This window comes from Sphingomonas sp. OTU376 (genome assembly GCF_038440415.1).
Taxonomy (GTDB): Bacteria; Pseudomonadota; Alphaproteobacteria; order Sphingomonadales; family Sphingomonadaceae; genus Sphingomonas; species Sphingomonas kyeonggiensis_A.
The window spans coordinates 1-16,889 of the sequence record NZ_JASATQ010000006.1; the positions used below are offsets into that span (position 1 = coordinate 1).

Sequence of the window (16,889 nt, forward strand, 5' to 3'; positions counted from 1 at the left end):
GGCGGGCCCCCCCCCCCCCCCCGTTTCCATCTGAAATCCGGTGAGGACCGGAAACATCTGGTGGGTCCGGGTTCTTGCGGCGTCTGCCCTTGGATCGTTCATTGGGAAAACCCTTGTCATGATCGGTGGTCGCCGCTCCGGAACGACCGGATGGAACGTATCGGGTGGTGTTGATGGAAGGTCCGTGCCTCGGTTATCGAGCCTTCGAGACAGTGGCGACGGCGTCCTCGATCACGGCCGCGACCTCCTGCGGGTGCGACAGCAGCGAAACATGGCTGGACTGGAGCACCGTGGTTTTCGCCTTCATCGCCGCGGCGAGATCGCGTTCCATCTGCGGATTGATCACCCGGTCGTTCGCGGACACGACGTACCAGGAAGGAACGGTCCTCCACGCCGGCGTCGTGACCTTGTCACCAAAGGTGCTGGCCGCAAGCGGCCCCTGAGTTACGAACAGCGTGCGCGCCTCTTCCTTCGGGAGATCCGGTGCGAAATTCTCGAGCATGCCTTGCTCGGTCTGGCGCAGGAAACCTTGTCCGTCGTCCCAGACCGTACCGAGCGCCGGCGTCTTGGCATATGCGCCCACCAGGTCGCCGCCTGACTGACCTTCCTTGTTCGCGAAAGCCGCCACATAAACGAGGGCCTTCACCTTGGGGTCAGTTCCAGCCTCCGTGATGACGGTCCCCGCCCAGCTGTGTCCTACCAGCACCACCGGGCCCTGCACGGCCGCCAGGACGCGGCGAGTGGCGGCGACGTCGTCCGCCAGCGAAGTGAGCGGATTTTGCACGGTCATCACCCGGATGCCCTTGGCCTGCAGCAGGGGAATGACCTTCGACCAGCTCGATCCATCCGCCCAGGCGCCGTGCACCAGGACGACAGTCGGCGCGGAAACGGCAGGTACCGGCGCGGTCGTCTGGGCAACTGAGCCTGCGCTGAGTGTAACAATCGGGACAGCAGCGGCGAGCGCCAGCCCGAGGATTTTCGAATATTTGGACATGAATTCGGATCCCTTGTTCCTTCGAGGACGCGCGCGGCGTCGCATGAGCATTCATGGTCAGGCGATGCCTGACCTCCCGCCGAAGCATGGCATGCGTGGTTTTTCGGCCCATCGGTTGAGCCTTCGCGTGCCAGGGGAAATAGCCGCACTGATCGCGGCGTTCGGTTATTTCGGCATCTCCCCAACTTCGGGCCCCGCGGTGACAGGGGTGGAAGAAGGCGGATTGTTGATGACCAAGAGAATTAGGACATGGCGGACATGGAACGGTCGAGCGGGCCATGGTCGGACCGGACACCGATGCTTCCTGGGTGCGGATCATTCCGGAACGGCCGCTCGCTTGGAGATCGCTTTGGATCGCCCTTTCACCAGAAGGATTTGTACGAAACGCACATGATCGGCCGCATATCGATACAAAGGCCCACGGCCAGTTATCACGGGTGCCGCGAGCGCATAAATCTGCGCCCCCCAATATTGGAGCAGTTCCTATGCGCCTCATGCCCCTTGCCGAAAGCCAACTTTCCGATGCCCAGCGACCGCTCTTCGAGAGCATCAAGGCTGGCGTGGGGGCCAAATACCAGAATTTCGTGACCACTCGCGAGGACGGAGCTCTGCTAGGCCCTTGGAATGCATGGCTCCATGATCCGGAGATCGGGTCGGCCATCTGGCAATTGTCGCAGACTATGACCAAGGCCAGGCGCATCCCGGATCGGGCGCGGCAGGTTGCGATCCTGGTGACGGGCGGCCACCTCGACGCCGCTTATGAGATCTATGCCCATGGCGCGGTTGCGATCTCGGTCCATGAGATGAGCCAGGCGCGGGTTGCTGCAATCGCCGCGGGCGACCGGCCAGATGACCTTGACGAGGAGGAAGATACCGCGTTTTCGGTGGCCGTCGCGCTGACAGGCGGCGGTGCCCTTCCCCAGCAGCTTTATGATCGCGCCGTGCGCGTCTTCGGGGTCGACGGAGCCACCGAGCTCTTTTACCTGGTCGGCTATTATTGCCTGGTCGCCGTCACCTTGAATGCCTTCGATATTCGCGTGCCGGCGGCGCAAAGCGCGAGCGACGCATAACCTTTGTCGGGGGAACCCAGCCGGCGGCGGCAAAGCCTACCCCGCTGCCGGCTGGTGAATATGGCGTTCAGCGGCCGCGCGTGGTCTCGAACAGGAACCAGCGGCGCCCTTCTGCCTCGTCAATCCAGTTTTCGATCATGCTGGCCGTTGCGACGTCGCCATGCTCGTCGCACAACCCATGGGTCTCCCGAAGGCGGCGTGCCATGTCGCCATTATCGTCCCGCAACTCCGCGAGCATGTCGAGAGGGTCGACATAATCCGCATCGTTATCGAGAACGCGCTGGACCCGAGCGATATGCCCGATCGAGCGGATCGTGGTCCCGCCTATCTTGCGGACGCGTTCGGCGATCGCGTCGGTGGTGGCGAAGATCTGGCCTGCCTGGTCGTCGAGCAGGAGATGATAGTCGCGAAAATGACGCCCGGAGACGTGCCAATGAAAGTTCTTGGTCTTCAGGTAGAGCGCGAACATGTCGCCAAGGAGGGCGGTCAGGGCACCGGAAATGTCGCGCGTTGCATTTTCGCCGAGACCCGACGGGGTAGCCAGCGGGGCAATCAGGCTTGATTTGAGCGTATCGGTCACATTCGAACTCCCTGGATGAAAAAAGGCATCGGGAAGCGCTCCTGCCAGCGTCGCGGGCTGTCGATATTGTCGAATGGCGACCCGATTTGGATCGGGCGTTGCCCACGAATCATATTGGGAGCTGGTCACCGGGGCGTCGGCGAAGCTGGCCGCGGACGCAAAGGCACCGAGCCTTAGCGGGCGGCGCCCCGATCGTGGTATGATTCGGCACCCCACATGAGTGGAAAAGGGCCTCTCGCCTTGGGCTTTTGTCGAACGGATGGGGTGATCATTATCGCGACATGTCCAGGATGATCGACAGGACTGTGCTTGCAACCGGCCCCAGGGGTGATCTCTCCCCTTTCACTGCCATGGCGCCGGTCGCTCGTCAGATTGCTGCAGCAATGCTGGCATCGTTCATTTTCTGGGCCGACACCTCGAGCAGTATCGGAAGCGCGGTCGCGACGCTCTACGTGCTGGTACTGATCGTCGCCTGCGACCGTGAACATCGGGGACATCTGCTTGCATGGTCGCTCCTCTGCGCGTCGCTCGCGCTGGCGAGCTTCGTGTTCGTCCATGGTCGATCCGCCGACATCGGCGCGGTGCTCAGGGTAGCGATCAGCCTCGGGGCGAATGCCGCCACCACAGGCTTGCTGCTCCATCGGCAGGTCATGGACAGCCGCGTGGCACGCGGCGAGCGGCGTCACGAGGATATGCTGAACTCGCTGGCGGTCGCGATCTGGGAGCATGATTTCCGGCCTGTACAGGCGGCCATTTCATCGGTTCGTGCGGGCGGCGTCACGGACTTGCGCGCGTTTCTAGATGCAAATCCAGATTTCGTAATCGACACGAGACGGTTGGTGCGGATCACCGACGTGAACGAAACCGCGCTCGAATTGATGGGCGTGCCGACCAAGGCGGCATTTTTCGAGCGGCTCAGCGATTTCCTGCCCGAAAACGATGACAGCTTTCAGGAGTGCATCCTTGCAATCGATGAGCGCCGGGAGATGTTCCAGGCGGAAGCGCAGGTAATTTCTGCCGCGGGTGAGGTCATCGATGTAATTGTGGCCTTCAGCCTGTCTCCAGGCAGGTGCCTTGATCGTGTGCCGGGCAGCATCCTTGACGTTCGTCAGCGCAAACGTCTGGAAACGACGATCGAACGAACCCGGCTGGAGCTCGACAAGGTTCAGCGAAGTGCCGCTATGGCGACCATGTCGGCCTCGATCGCGCATGAGATCAATCAGCCACTGTCTGCGATCCAGAGCTTCGCAAACGCTGCGACGCTGTGGCTCGACCGCGAGACTCCCGATATCGTTGAGGTCCGTCAGTCTCTCGATGGTCTCAACAGTGCAGTAGAGAATGTCTACGAAGTCATGCAGCGTGTCCGTAATCTGGTAGGGAACTCCCGAGGCGAGACGGTTCCGATCGATCTGCGCTCGCTTATCTGCGACACGGTGACCTTTGCCGCGCGGGACGCGGATGCGCACGGGGCGAGGATCGTCTTCAACCACCAGCAGCGCGAAGTTACGATACTTGGCGACCGGTTGCTCCTCAAGCACTTGCTCCTGAACCTCATCACGAATGCGCTGCAGGCGATGGAAGGAATTTCTCGGAGCGAAAAGCTCATCGAGATCGAGTTGGGGACACATGAGCAAGCAGCGCACGTAACAGTACGGGACAAGGGACCGGGCTTGCTCCAGGCGACAACCGGAAAGCCGTTCGACCCATTTTTCACCACCAAGCCGGGAGGCATGGGACTGGGCCTGTCGATCTGCAGGTCCATCGTCGAACTGCACGACGGTGAAATCGCCCTCACCGACCATCCCAATGGCGGGGCCAGGGTCTCGATGACGCTTCCAACGCGGACCGCGGTATAGTTCCTCGCGCCCGAAATGTCAGGCCAGGGCTGCCTCGACCGCTCCGATCAGGCGATCGCAATTGATCGGTTTCTCCAGAACGCAGCCCATCTCCAGCACGGCGGCCTGTGCCTGGACTCCGGGCGTCGCAAACGCGGTCATCAGGATCATCGGGACGCTCGACCCCCGCCTTCTGAGCTCAGCCCGCAGATCGAGACCGGATAGTCCGGGCATTTGCAAATCGGTCAGGATGCAGGCGACCTGTTGATGTTCGCTGTCGAGGAACGCGCGGGCGGAGGGATAAACCTGTGTGGCGTAGCCAACCGATCTCAGCAGGCTTGAAGTCGACTTTCGGACAAGTTCGTCATCATCGATGACGGCAATGACAGTATCCGGCACTGATCCGCTCCCGAACGGCCAGCGGAGACAGGCTGGTCGTCTTCATCGATAGACCCGGATTACCCAAAGCGTAACTATACGGCAGTTTAGGCAGCGCAATGCGGCCATCACATCAGGCCGCTAATTGCTCCCCGATCGCATCAGCGGCCCGGACCAGTTCGGGGACCGTACGTATCGCCAATTTTCTCATGAGGCTGGATCGATGGAGTTTTACGGTGATCTCACTCAGCTCGAGCTCACCGGCGATCTGCTTGTTCAGCAGTCCGCGCGTGACCCCGTGCATGACCTGACGTTCGCGGCGGGTGAGTGTCGCGTAGCGCTCCTTCAGACCGCGAACCTCGTCACCGGCAGCTCGTTTCTCGGCAGCCCCCGCCAGGCCGGCATAGACGGCCTCAAGCATGTCCTGCTCTCGATACGGCTTGGTCAGAAAGTCGATCGCGCCGGCCTTCATGGCCTTCACTGTCATGGGGATATCTCCATGACCAGTCAGGAAGATAGTCGGGATATCAACGCCGCGGTCGAGCAATTGCCGTCGGCAGTCGAAGCCGCTCACCATCGGCATGCGAACGTCGATGACGAGGCAGGCTGGCCCGTCCGGAAGGTCGCTCTCAAGCAGATCCTGCGCGGAAGCATGGATCTGGACTGCGAAATCCATCGAGCGAAAAAGTGCATCCAGCGACTGACGGACGAGCTGGTCGTCGTCGACGACGATAACGACGGGCTTGTTCGTTGGGCACGTCATGGCCGTGAAGCTGGCTCCTTTCGCGCAAAGACTGACAAGGAGTGTGCGGGCGATACAAGCCCCGTATGGGTGTCAGATCTACAACCCTATCGGGTCCTCTGCCTCGCATTGCCGCCTTATGATGTTGAAATATTGCGCTATTATGCGGTCGCCGCGGCGGATATCATGGACGTTGCCGGCCCACCCGGAAAGCACCGGGGCGAGCAGCAGCGCTGGCAAGGCAAACGATGGTATAGATAACCCAAACGATGGAGATGCTCAGCTCAGCCGTCGTTCGGTTTCGTTGGCGAAAGCATTTCTGGAAACTCCGGGCGAGCAGTTCGGAGTACCGTATGTTTCAGGAAACCCATCGTTCTTTGGCAGGACGGTCGCCGATGGCGACCGGGCAGATTGCCGTATCGCCCGTTCGTGTCGCGTCCCTGCTCGCCGGTGTGCGGCGTTCGCTCGACGAGGATCCCAATCTAGCCCGGCATTATCTCGAGCAGCTCTCTGCATTGTTCGGGCACCATGTCGAGGACGAAGTGCCCGAAGGGGTATTGCTGCCCGAGAGGATTTCCGGTGCCGCGATATCGAGCAAGGGCGGCCTTGCGAGCTGGCAGGTTCGCCGGGTGACCGAGTATATCGAACAGCATTTGGAAACGGCGCTGGTTACCGAGAATCTCGCCACCGTCGCCCGCTTGAGCACTGGCCATTTTTGCCGTGCGTTCAAAGCCAGCATGGGTGAAACGCCCCATTCCTACATCATCCGCCAGCGGTTGCGTCGGGCACAGTCCCTGATGCTCAGGAGCCGGGACTCGCTGTCGCAGATCGCTTGTGCATGCGGCCTGACCGACCAGGCGCATCTGACCCGTCTCTTCCGGCGCATCGTCGGCACGACGCCGATGTCTTGGCGCCGCGATTGGCAGTGCGCGGCCTGATCGACGTCGAGCCATTCCTCGAGCACTACCTTGCAGTGCACGACACCGTAAGACCGGATACCGCCTTCAGACGCACGGGCTTGCCTGGCTTCTCTGCCAGGTCCGCTGGTCCCATCTTTAACGGTTGAGCGTATAGTTCACAGGCAGCCACTGATAGGCTCCGTGCGGCAGCGTCGTCACATGGCCGATACCGGGGAACGAAATATGAGCGCCCGCAATCAGCCACCCCTTCGCAGCTGCCTCGGCGAGGATGGACTTTCGAGTGGCGACTGCTTCCGGGGCATTCCAGTCATATTCGATGGCGATATCGGGCCGCGGAAACTGGACCGGCGCCATATGGACGGTGTCTCCCCAGAAAAGCATTGCCTGGCCACCGTCCTCGATCAGGAAGAAGCTGTGGCCCGGCGTATGACCGGGCGCGGGAATGGCCCTTAGTCCGGGCGCGAGCACCGTGTTTCCGGCGAACGGTTTGAGCCGACCTGCTGCGACATAGGGCGCCAGGACCTTTTGGATCGCGGGAAAAAATGGCTGGAGAAGCGGCCCGACCTGCGTCTTGTTCTTGTCCTGGGTCCAGAAATCGAAGTCGCTCTGGGAGACGTGGACCACGGCCTTCGGAAAGACCATCTTCCCATCCTTCAACAGGCCGCCGGCGTGGTCCTCGTGGAGGTGGGTGATGTAGATATCGTCGATCTGTGCGGGGCTGTAGCCTGAGGCTGTCAGCGCAGCGACGAGGCCACCACCATCCTTTCCATAAAGATCGCCGGCGCCCGTATCGATCAGCACGAGCCTGCCGTCCATTTTGACCAGGAACGCATTGATCATGCCCTCGAAGGGGGACGCGAGAAATTGGTCGGCGAGAAGGCCGTCGACTTCGCCAGGCCGTGCGCCAACCGCGAGCTTCGTCGCCGGAAACGGGTGAGTTCCGTCCAGGAGCGCGGTAACCTCGAAACGACCGACGTGCATCCGGAAGAAGCCGGGTGCCTGGGCGGGCACCGGCGCAGAAGCCGCGGCCGCTGCGGAAAAGCCGGGGCCGACCGGGGTCAGAACCAACGCGGCGAGCATTATTCCCCTGGCGACCCGTGGCAACGGTTTCGGCATCTTCGTGCTCCCGAGCAAATCTGTGTGCGTGGTTCGGATCGACACTCGAGGAATCAGAGTGCGGTGCATTGGATATTCAGCGCACGAACCGCGCAAATATGGACATGATCGCAGGAAAGTGCGTGCGGCGCCGGTTCCGACCAAGCGTAGAGGCGAATGGCGCAGGAACATCCAAATGCCGTCAGCCAAAAACATGACGCGACAGCGGCCTCATAGGAACCTGATGCGATCGTTCGCCGAGATGCGATCCGGACCCGGAGGATAATCAGAGCTGGCATGGGTGACATCGCGGGGCGGACCTTGGGACAGCGACACGGAATTCGATTCAAGGTCGCTCAGGTCGATGTTGTTGCAGCAGATGTTGATCTTCTGGTCGTCGGCATGTTCGAGGATGCCGCCGTCAACCGTCCCAAGGGTGGCGCGAACCAGCTGGACAAGGTCCTTCACGGAACATTGCGGCGACTGCGCGAGGGGGGGATCTTCAAAGGCGTCATGGGCGAGACGCTGATGCTATCGACGCCCCCCGCACCGATCAGGGCTCGTTCGCTGATGCTGATAGGCATGGGCGGCAGTGATTCCGCGCTTCACCTCTCGATCGGGCGGCTGACCGAGCTAGCGATGCGCACCGCGCTGCGCATGGACGCGCACTCAGCTGGTTGCCTTCTTGCCTGGTCGGAACGCGACATACCGCCGGACAGGGTCGAGGAGACAGCGGCAGGTATGATGCTGGGTGCGCTCAGGGCAATCGAGGAAAATGCAGAAGGAAAGCGGCAGCTCGACATGGATTGGACGTTCGACATCCGAAACGGTGATGCCGAACGAACGGCGGCGGCGCTGGGACGCGCTCTCCTCGCGCCGCTGCGGCCAATTTAGGAGTGCGAGGGTCGGTTCGATGATGTACGCTCGGGCACGCCATGCAGACGAGACAGACCAACAGGCTGGCAATGATTGACCGGCCCTCGACCGTTGCGGTCATGGTGGTGGACGATCACGTCCTCCTTCGCGAGGGCGTGCGCGCGGTGATTTCGACGCAGGATGATATCGAAATTGTCGGTGAGGCGACGAGCGGTGCCGAAGCCGTCGCCGAGTTCGAACGTCTGCAGCCCGATGTGGTGCTCATGGACCTCCAGATGCCGGACATGTCCGGGCTCGAGGCGATCACAGCAATCCGCGCCCAGTCTCCGGATGCCAGGATCATCGTGCTGACCACCTATGCGGGCGATGGTCGGGCGATCAAGGCGCTGCGCGCCGGCGCGATGGGCTATCTGTTGAAGGCCAGCCTGCGTAACGAACTGCTGGATGCGATCCGGTCCGTGCACCATGGCGGCAAGCATCTCGACGCCACGGTTGCCACAGCAATTGCGATGCATGTCCTCGATGAGGGCCTCTCGGAACGCGAGGTGTCGGTTCTGACGCTTGCGGCGTGGGGCAATTCGAACAAGCAGATCGCATCGCGGCTCGACATCTCGGAAGAGACGGTCAAGGGCCACATGAAAATCGTCTTTGCGAAGCTCGGGGCCACGGATCGGACTCATGCAGTGACGATTGCGGCGAAGCGCGGGCTGATCGAACTTTAGTTTGCGGGCGCGTCTGGCGCCTTTCCACGTTCATGCTGGCCGAAAGCCATCGGGACAGGCGTCCCCATCGCCCACATGCCAATATTTAGGCGACGCGGTCTGTCGGCGGACAGATCGGCCATCCCAATCCGCGTTTTTCCTCGCGCTTCAGAAAGTCGGGATGCGAGCGCCTTTGCGCAGAGATGCCTGGTTGCATCACTCGTGTCCAAGACGCGTCAGGCTCGTTCATCTAGCCCTCCTTTCGTGACGCCTCTGAGCGCTTGGATCGAGAGTAATCGAGGTCGGCCCGGCATCCACTTGGCTGTCATGGCTCCAGGCTCGCGGGGTGTCCGTGAATGTCGCGGTGATGCCGGGCGACTTCCACGCCCGGCCCGATGACTGAAGCGCGTCGACCTGTCCCGGAGCAGCCGGATGCTGCGCTATAGAAGGAGCCTTTGCATGACGATCACCGCGACGCCCACACCTGGCAAGTCGCTCATTTCTCCGGGCGATCACACCCTCATCCTCATCGATTTCCAGTCGCAGATGGCCTTTGCGACCAAATCGATCGCGCCTGAGCTGCTGCGCAACAATGCGGCTCTGATCAGCCGTGCGGCCAAATCGTTCAACGTCTCGACGATCCTGACCACGGTCGCGGAGAAGAGCTTTTCGGGTCCGATGTTCTCGGAGGTCACCGACGCGTTCCCGGGGCAGGTTCTGCTCGACCGCACGTCGATGAACACGTGGGAAGACGCCGCGGTGATCGAGGAAGTGAACCGTATCGGCAAGGAGCGGATCGTATTCGCCGGGCTGTGGACCAGCGTGTGCATCGTCGGCCCGGTCGCCTCCTCGATCGATCAGGGGTTTGACGCCTATTTCATTGCCGATGCGTGCGGCGACATTTCGGAGGAGGCGCACGAGCGCGCGGTCCAGCGAATGATCCAGCTTGGCGCCAAGCCGATGACGTCGGTGCAATATATGCTCGAGCTGCAGCGCGACTGGGCGCGCACCGAGACTTACGATTCCACGACCGGCATCGCCAAGGAATGGGGCGGCGCATACGGGCTCGGCATCAAATACGCCAAGACCATGTTCGGCGCCTCCGAGGGGCACTGAGACAGAACGGGGCTGGCGGCGCGCCCTGCCCCCCTGCCCTCGCCGTCAGCCCCACCTTCCCATCTGCCTGAGAGGAATTTGTTTATGAGTTTCGTGACTGCCAAAGACGGTACCAAGATCTTCTATCGTGATTTCGGACAGGGCCAGCCCTTCGTCTTCTCGCATGGCTGGCCGCTGAATGCGGACGCCTGGGATGGCCAGATGCTGTTCCTCGCGCAGAACGGCTTTCGCGTGATCGCGCATGACCGTCGCGGTCACGGGCGATCCGACCAGCCGGCCAGTGGCAACGACATGGATACCTATGCCGACGACTTGGCGGCAGTGATCGAGGCGCTGGATCTGAAGGACGTCATTCTCGTTGGCCACTCGACCGGTGGCGGCGAAATCACGCGCTACGTGACGCGCCATGGAACCGACCGCGTCGCGAAGATGGCGCTGCTCGGTGCTGTCACGCCGTTGATGGGTGCGATCAACGGCAATGACGACGGCGTTCCGATCGCGGTCGTCGATGGTGTGCGCAAGGCGACCCTCGACAACCGTTCGCAGCTGTTTCTCGACTTCCCGAACGTGTTCTTCGGCATGGACAAGCCGGACTCGGTCAAGAGCGAGGGTTGGCGCTACGCATTCTGGCAGCAGGGCATGATGGGCGGCATCCACGGCCAATATGCCTGTATCGAGCAGTTCTGGGGGACCGACTTCCGCGAGGAAATGAAGTCGATCACCATCCCGGTGCTCGTCGTCCATGGCGGCGGCGACGAGGTCGTTCCCTTCGCCACCACTGGCAAGCGCTCGGCCGAGATCCTGCCGAATGCCACGCTCAAGGTCTATGAAGGGGCGCCGCACGGCTTCCCCGCGACGCATCAGGACCGGCTGAACGCCGACCTGCTCGAGTTCGCGCGCAACTGACCCACATGCCGAGGAGGATCCTGCGATGAAGCCCTATATCATCTCGCTGGCAGTAGGTCTGCTGGTTGGTCTCATCTACAGCCTCCTCGGCGTACGGTCCCCGGCGCCGCCGGCGATCGCCCTCATTGGCCTGCTCGGCATCCTTCTGGGCGAGCAACTGGTTCCGATCGCCAAGCGCATCGTCTCGGGCAAGGAAGTCGTGGCGTTCGTGCGCACCGATTGTGCCGAGCATGTCCTTGGCCTTCCTGTGGGCAAGCCGAAGGATGACGCATGAGCTTTACCAGGCGCGACACGATCGCTGGCGCAGGCGCGACCATGGTCGGCGCCCTCCTCCCTTCGCCCCTGCTTGGAAGGAACTCTTCGGTGGCACAGTCTGACCTCATCATCGTCAACGCCAAGGTCACAACGCTCGACCGCGCCAATCCCCAGGCTGAAGCCGTCGCGATGCGCGATGGTAAATTCCTGGCGGTTGGCAGCGAAGCGGAGGTCCGGGAAGCCGCCGGTCCCGGCGCGACCGTGATCGATGCCAGGGGGCGGCGCCTGATCCCGGGGCTGATCGACAGCCATATGCACATCATCCGCGGCGGCCTGAACTTCAACATGGAGCTGCGCTGGGATGGAGTACCGAGCCTGGCCGATGCGATGGCAATGCTCAAGGCGCAGGTCGCGCGCACGCCCGCGCCGCAATGGGTGCGGGTTGTGGGCGGCTTCACCGAGCATCAGTTCGCCGAGAAGCGGCTGCCTACGATCGACGAGCTGAACGCCGTCGCGCCGGACACGCCTGTCTTCATCCTCCATCTCTACGACCGCGCTCTGCTCAATGCAGCTGCGCTGCGGGTCGTCGGTTACACCAAAGACACGCCGAATCCGCCGGGGGGCGAGATCGTGCGTGATGCGGCAGGAAATCCGAGCGGTCTGCTGCTCGCCCAGCCCAATGCGACGATCCTCTATGCGACCCTGGCCAAAGGGCCGAAGTTGCCGGCCGAATATCAGATCAACTCGACCCGGCATTTCATGCGTGACGTGAACAGTCTCGGCGTGACCGGCGTAATCGATGCCGGCGGCGGATTTCAGAACTATCCCGAGGACTATCAGATCATCGAGAAGCTGCACCAGGACGGCGACCTCACCGTCCGGATCAGCTATAACCTGTTCACGCAGAAGCCGAAGGAAGAGCTCGCCGATTTCCAGTCCTGGGTGAAGCAGGTCTCGCCCGGCCAGGGAGACGACAGCTATCGCCACAACGGCGCGGGTGAGATGCTGGTTTATTCAGCTGCGGATTTCGAGGATTTCCGCGTCCCACGCCCCGATATGCCGCCCTCCATGGAAGGCGATCTCGAACCGGTGATCCGCCTGCTCGCCGAGCATCGCTGGCCGTGGCGGTTGCATGCCACCTACGACCAGACGATCGGTCGCGCGCTGGACGTCTATGAGAAGGTAAATCGCGACATCCCGCTTTCGGGTATCAACTGGTTCTTCGACCATGCCGAGACGATCAGCGACCGCAACATCGACAGGATCGCTGCGCTGGGCGGCGGTATCGCCGTGCAGCACCGCATGGCCTATCAGGGCGAATATTTCGTCGAGCGTTACGGGGCGAGAGCGGCCGAGAGGACTCCGCCGATCGCAAAGATGCTTGCGGCCGGAATTCCGGTCGGCGGCGGCACCGACGCGACGCGCGTCGCCAGTTACAATCCCTGGGTGTCGCTGTCTTGGCTCGTGACTGGGCGCACGGTCGGCGGCTTGAAACTCTATCCGGGTGCCAATCGGGTCAGCAGGGAGAAGGCGCTCGCGATGTGGACCCATGAGAACACCTGGTTCTCGAACGAGGTCGGCAAGAAGGGGCAGATCAAGCAGGGGCAGCTCGCGGATCTCGCTGTTCTTTCGAACGACTATTTCTCGGTGCCCGAAGACGAAATCGTCCACATCCGGTCGGTCTTGACGCTGCTTGGCGGCAAGGTCGTGCACGGCGAGGGCGACTATGGCCCGATCGCCCCGGAGCTTCCGAAGCCGATGCCCGACTGGTCCCCGGTTGCGGTCTTCGGCGGATATCACAAGACCCCCGAGGCAAAGGCGAAACTGGCTGCAGCATGCGCATGTCATTCGGCTTGCGGTGTTCACGGCCATGATCACGCCGCCGCGCTGGGCGCGAACGTGCCCGCGGCAGATGTACAAAGCTTTTGGGGGGCGCTCGGCTGCGGATGCTGGGCGGTCTGAACCTGCTGCCGGTCGATCAGGAGTTTACCATGAAACGTATGATTTTCCTTTTGGCCGCCGGCCTGGCTGTTGCCGGGCCGGTCTCGTCTCCCACACTTGCGCGCGAGCCGGCGACAGCGGACTATTCGGTAGGCCCGCAATATGACACCACCCATGTCTATGTGCCGGAGGCCGATTTCGACCGGTTCGTCGCGAGCTTCATCGCGACGTTCGGGGGCACGGCCAGCAAGCAGGGCGAATTCCAGGTCACGCCGACCAAGAGCCTGACCAAATCCCAGCTCGCGCTGACCCCGGTCGGCACCGTATCCGTATTCGGTTTCAAGACGCCGATCCCCTACCCCTTCGGGGACGAGCGCACCGGCTATCTCGTCACCGACATCGATCGCGCGGTGGCGTCGGCCATACGCTACGGGGCGGTTCGCCGGATCGCGACCTTCCCTGATCCGATCGGGCGGGATTCGGTCATCCAGTGGCCCGGCGGTATCAACATGCAGATCTACTGGCACACGACGAAGCCGAACTATGCGCCGCTGGCGAGCGTGCCCGAAAACCGAATCTATCTGACCCCGGATGTGGCCGATAAGTTCATCCGCAGCTGGACCGGCTTTGCGCATGGCAGGATCGTCTCTGACAATCGCGCGGCTGCGGGTGCGGAGGTCGGGCAGCCGGACAAGACGATCCGACGCGTGGCGATCCGGAGCGGCTACGGTAACATGACGGTGTTCGTGACCGATGGCCAGTTGCCCTGGCCATTTGGCCGCGACATGACGGGCTATGCGGTGACCGATCTCGGCGCGACCCTGGCAAAGGCGACGGCGGCCGGCGTCGAGACCCTCGTGGCTCCGCGCGCGACCGGTACCCGCCAGTCCGCCATCGTGCGTTTCCCCGGGGGCTATATCGCTGAAATTCATGCCGACACGGCCAAGTGAGATGGATGCCGGGTCCGGGCGCGATCCCCGCTTCGTCGACACGATCCTCGACTGGCCAATCACCTGGTTCCTGGCGCGGCTGCTTCTGGTCGGGGCTTATCTGCTCGGGGGCATCGTGAAGCTGACGGATTTTTCCGCCGCGGTGGCCGAGCAGGCTCATTTTGGCATGAACCCGCCCGCGCTTTGGGCGGCAATCACAGTCGTCGTCGAAATCGTCGGTCCCGCCCTGATCCTGTCCGGCCGTCGGATCTGGCTCGGTGCCGGTATGCTCGGCGTGTTCACGCTTCTTGCGGCATTCACGGCCAATGCCTTCTGGACGATGCCGGCAGGGCCTGAACGCTTTGGAGCCACCAACGCGTTCTTCGAGCATGTCGGTCTGGTCGGCGGGTTCATTCTCGCGGCGCTCGTCGCCGAGCGGGCGCGCCGGCGTGCCTAGACTTGCGCCTGCTATTCTCCTGGCCGCTCTCATTCCGGCGAAGGTTGCCGCGCAGACAACCGAGGCCTGGCAGGCGCCGACCCTTTCGATCACGCGGTATGATGAGGACTGGTCGGATCTCGCCGATGCGGAGAAGCGCGGGCATCACTGGACGGGCCAGTTCAAATATATCCCGATCACCGACGATATCTGGCTGTCTACGGGCGTCGAGCTGCGCGCGCGCAACGAGGATTACAAGAACAACCTCTGGGGCGGTGGCGACGCGCCGGACGACAGCTATTTATGGCTTCGCGCCCTTCCCTATGCCGACCTCCATGTCGGTCGCGTACGGGCGTTCGCGCAGCCCGTCATCGCTTATGCGGCAGGCGTGCGGCCGTCGGCCAGCCCGATCGACCAGACGCGTGTCGACATGCTTCAAGCCTTTGGCGAACTCGATCTGGGGCCGGTCACGGTGCGCGGCGGCCGTCAGATGCTGTCGCTGGGCACCGAGCGGCTGGTGGGGACGCGTTATGGCCCTAATGTGCCGCTCGCCTTTGACGGCGTGCGCGGGATCGTGTCGATCGGCAAGTCAAAGCTCAGCCTGCTTGCCATGAAGCCGGTCGCGCCCGGCCCAGGTTCCTTTGATGACCGGACGTCGCCCACCAAAGCGCTATGGGGCGCCTATGCCACGCTTCCGAGGCTCGATCTCTATTATCTCGGCTATCGCAACCGAGCGGCAAAATTCGGGGGACAGCAGGGTCGCGAGGAGCGCCACACGCTGGGTGTCCGCTATTATGGTGCGAGCCATGACTGGCACTGGAATATCGAGGCGGCCGGACAGTTCGGAACCTTCGCCGACAAGAAGATCGGTGCATGGACCGTGGCGACCGAGGTCGGGCGCACATTGTCGGGGATCCCGCTGTCGCCGGATGCCACGGTGCGCTTCAACGTCGTAAGCGGCGACACGCACCGTGATGACAATCGGCTGGGCACATTCAATGCCCTCTTTCCCAAGGGCAAATATTTCGGCGAACTGTCGCCGGTCGGTCCGACCAATATCATCAGCCTCAATCCGCGGCTCAGCGCACCGCTGGGCAAGCAATTCTCGGCCAGCGTCGCGGGCATGGGATATTGGCGATATGCGACCGCCGACGGTGTCTATGACATTCCGGGAAATCTCATCCGGGCGCCCGGCAACAGCAAGGCGCGCTTCATCGGTAAGGAAGCCGAGGTCACGCTCGCCTGGCAGGCGACGGCCGAGCTCGAATTGTCGACCTCCTTCTCGGTCTTTGCACCCGGAGATTTCATCAAGGAGACAGGCCCCGCCAAGACCATTCGGATGATCGGTCTCGAGGGCAATTTCCGATTTTAGGAACTGGAGAAGCGAAACATGGAAACAAACTCCGCACCCGGCGCACCGCGCGGCTCGCCTCTTCCCGGCCTTCTGCTGCTTCTGTCGGTGACGACCGGTCTTGTCGATGCAGTGAGCATCCTGGGCCTTGCGAAGGTTTTCTCGGCAAACATGACAGGAAATATCGTCTTTCTGGGCTTCGGCCTTGCTCAGACGCCCGGCTTCAGCGTGGGTCCCAATCTGTTCGCGATCGTCACCTTCCTGGCCGGCGCGCTCATCGCAGGCCGGGTGGGTCTGTCCTATGGCAAGCGACCGCTGCGCCACTGGCTGACGATTGCGGCCGTAGTCGAGGCGGCCCTTCTCTGGGTGGCCGCGATCATGGCGCTTTATTATTCGCCAGAAAATCTCGAGCCTCGCTGGGGCCTGTACGGGATAATCGGGTTGACCGCGATCGCCATGGGTTTCCGCAACGCGACGATCCGCCAGTTGAAGGTGCCGGATCTGACCACGACCGTGCTGACCTTGACCCTGACAGGCATTGCCGCGGATTCGCGCATGGCGGGTGGCGCAAGCCCCAACCTTGGGCGTCGCATCGCAGCCGTGCTGGCCATCCTGGTCGGCGCGGCGCTCGGAGCGGTCATGGTCATGCGCTGGGGGCTGGCGCTGCCCCTGCTCGTCTCGGGCATCATCGTGTTGTTCGGAACGATCGCCTGCGTCCGCCACCCGGCAGCCGCACTGCCAAGATCGGTCTGACCGGCCTCGAG

General features: G+C 62.4%; 18 protein-coding genes. 13 read left to right on the plus strand and 5 right to left on the minus strand.

Annotation, left to right across the window (positions count from 1 at the left end; translation table 11 throughout):
• Nucleotides 1–193: 193 nt before the first annotated feature.
• Nucleotides 194–994 carry an alpha/beta fold hydrolase gene (locus tag AAHM44_RS04010; protein ID WP_342249103.1) on the minus strand — a complete coding sequence of 267 codons (801 nt, stop codon included), beginning with the start codon at nt 992–994 and terminating at the stop codon, nt 194–196.
• Nucleotides 995–1,479: 485 nt separating this feature from the next.
• Between AAHM44_RS04010 and AAHM44_RS04015 the strand changes: the two genes are divergently transcribed.
• A complete protein-coding gene (locus tag AAHM44_RS04015; RefSeq protein ID WP_342249104.1) occupies nt 1,480–2,064 on the plus strand; it encodes a carboxymuconolactone decarboxylase family protein in 585 nt (194 codons plus the stop codon).
• 67 nt (nt 2,065–2,131) lie between these two features.
• Here the strand turns inward: AAHM44_RS04015 and AAHM44_RS04020 are convergent, their stop codons facing one another.
• Nucleotides 2,132–2,644 (minus strand): Dps family protein, encoded by a 513-nt coding sequence (locus tag AAHM44_RS04020; RefSeq protein ID WP_342249105.1) that lies wholly within the window; start codon nt 2,642–2,644, stop codon nt 2,132–2,134.
• 281 nt (nt 2,645–2,925) lie between these two features.
• Here AAHM44_RS04020 and AAHM44_RS04025 point away from each other — a divergent pair, with 281 nt between their 5' ends.
• Nucleotides 2,926–4,500 carry an ATP-binding protein gene (locus AAHM44_RS04025; RefSeq protein WP_342249106.1) on the plus strand — a complete coding sequence of 525 codons (1,575 nt, stop codon included), beginning with the start codon at nt 2,926–2,928 and terminating at the stop codon, nt 4,498–4,500.
• An 18-nt stretch (nt 4,501–4,518) separates the two neighbouring features.
• Here the strand turns inward: AAHM44_RS04025 and AAHM44_RS04030 are convergent, their stop codons facing one another.
• Both AAHM44_RS04030 and AAHM44_RS04035 read right to left on the minus strand, forming a co-directional pair.
• On the minus strand, nt 4,519–4,878 hold the full coding sequence (locus AAHM44_RS04030; RefSeq protein WP_342249107.1) for a response regulator transcription factor: 360 nt from the start codon (nt 4,876–4,878) through the stop codon (nt 4,519–4,521).
• A gap of 112 nt (nt 4,879–4,990) precedes the next feature.
• Nucleotides 4,991–5,620 carry a response regulator transcription factor gene (locus AAHM44_RS04035; RefSeq protein ID WP_342249108.1) on the minus strand — a complete coding sequence of 210 codons (630 nt, stop codon included), beginning with the start codon at nt 5,618–5,620 and terminating at the stop codon, nt 4,991–4,993.
• A gap of 248 nt (nt 5,621–5,868) precedes the next feature.
• Here AAHM44_RS04035 and AAHM44_RS04040 point away from each other — a divergent pair, with 248 nt between their 5' ends.
• Nucleotides 5,869–6,537: an AraC family transcriptional regulator gene (locus AAHM44_RS04040; protein WP_342249109.1), complete on the plus strand. Its 669-nt coding sequence runs from the start codon at nt 5,869–5,871 to the stop codon at nt 6,535–6,537.
• Between the two features lie 117 nt (nt 6,538–6,654).
• Here the strand turns inward: AAHM44_RS04040 and AAHM44_RS04045 are convergent, their stop codons facing one another.
• A complete protein-coding gene (locus AAHM44_RS04045; protein ID WP_342249110.1) occupies nt 6,655–7,599 on the minus strand; it encodes an MBL fold metallo-hydrolase in 945 nt (314 codons plus the stop codon).
• A 312-nt stretch (nt 7,600–7,911) separates the two neighbouring features.
• Here AAHM44_RS04045 and AAHM44_RS04050 point away from each other — a divergent pair, with 312 nt between their 5' ends.
• The 10 genes from AAHM44_RS04050 to AAHM44_RS04095 all read left to right on the plus strand — a co-directional run bounded on the left by AAHM44_RS04050 (nt 7,912) and on the right by AAHM44_RS04095 (nt 16,878).
• Nucleotides 7,912–8,508, plus strand: coding sequence for a M17 family peptidase N-terminal domain-containing protein (locus tag AAHM44_RS04050; RefSeq protein WP_342249111.1), 597 nt, complete (start codon nt 7,912–7,914; stop codon nt 8,506–8,508).
• 71 nt (nt 8,509–8,579) lie between these two features.
• Nucleotides 8,580–9,212 (plus strand): response regulator transcription factor, encoded by a 633-nt coding sequence (locus AAHM44_RS04055; protein ID WP_342249112.1) that lies wholly within the window; start codon nt 8,580–8,582, stop codon nt 9,210–9,212.
• Between the two features lie 438 nt (nt 9,213–9,650).
• Nucleotides 9,651–10,307, plus strand: coding sequence for a hydrolase (locus AAHM44_RS04060; RefSeq protein ID WP_342249113.1), 657 nt, complete (start codon nt 9,651–9,653; stop codon nt 10,305–10,307).
• Between the two features lie 84 nt (nt 10,308–10,391).
• A complete protein-coding gene (locus AAHM44_RS04065; RefSeq protein ID WP_342249114.1) occupies nt 10,392–11,213 on the plus strand; it encodes an alpha/beta fold hydrolase in 822 nt (273 codons plus the stop codon).
• Between the two features lie 25 nt (nt 11,214–11,238).
• Nucleotides 11,239–11,487 (plus strand): DUF1427 family protein, encoded by a 249-nt coding sequence (locus AAHM44_RS04070; protein WP_342249115.1) that lies wholly within the window; start codon nt 11,239–11,241, stop codon nt 11,485–11,487.
• Nucleotides 11,488–11,528: 41 nt separating this feature from the next.
• Nucleotides 11,529–13,430, plus strand: coding sequence for an amidohydrolase (locus tag AAHM44_RS04075; protein WP_342249220.1), 1,902 nt, complete (start codon nt 11,529–11,531; stop codon nt 13,428–13,430).
• A gap of 29 nt (nt 13,431–13,459) precedes the next feature.
• Nucleotides 13,460–14,359: a VOC family protein gene (locus tag AAHM44_RS04080; RefSeq protein ID WP_342249116.1), complete on the plus strand. Its 900-nt coding sequence runs from the start codon at nt 13,460–13,462 to the stop codon at nt 14,357–14,359.
• Nucleotide 14,360: 1 nt separating this feature from the next.
• Nucleotides 14,361–14,795, plus strand: a complete 435-nt coding sequence (locus tag AAHM44_RS04085) for a DoxX family protein (RefSeq protein WP_342249117.1) — start codon at nt 14,361–14,363, stop codon at nt 14,793–14,795.
• Nucleotides 14,788–16,146 (plus strand): alginate export family protein, encoded by a 1,359-nt coding sequence (locus AAHM44_RS04090; RefSeq protein WP_342249118.1) that lies wholly within the window; start codon nt 14,788–14,790, stop codon nt 16,144–16,146. Before AAHM44_RS04085 ends, AAHM44_RS04090 begins: the two co-directional genes overlap by 8 nt.
• A gap of 18 nt (nt 16,147–16,164) precedes the next feature.
• The gene (locus AAHM44_RS04095) at nt 16,165–16,878 is read left to right on the plus strand and encodes a YoaK family protein (RefSeq protein ID WP_342249119.1); all 714 of its coding nucleotides are present in this window, start codon (nt 16,165–16,167) and stop codon (nt 16,876–16,878) included.
• Nucleotides 16,879–16,889: the final 11 nt, after the last annotated feature.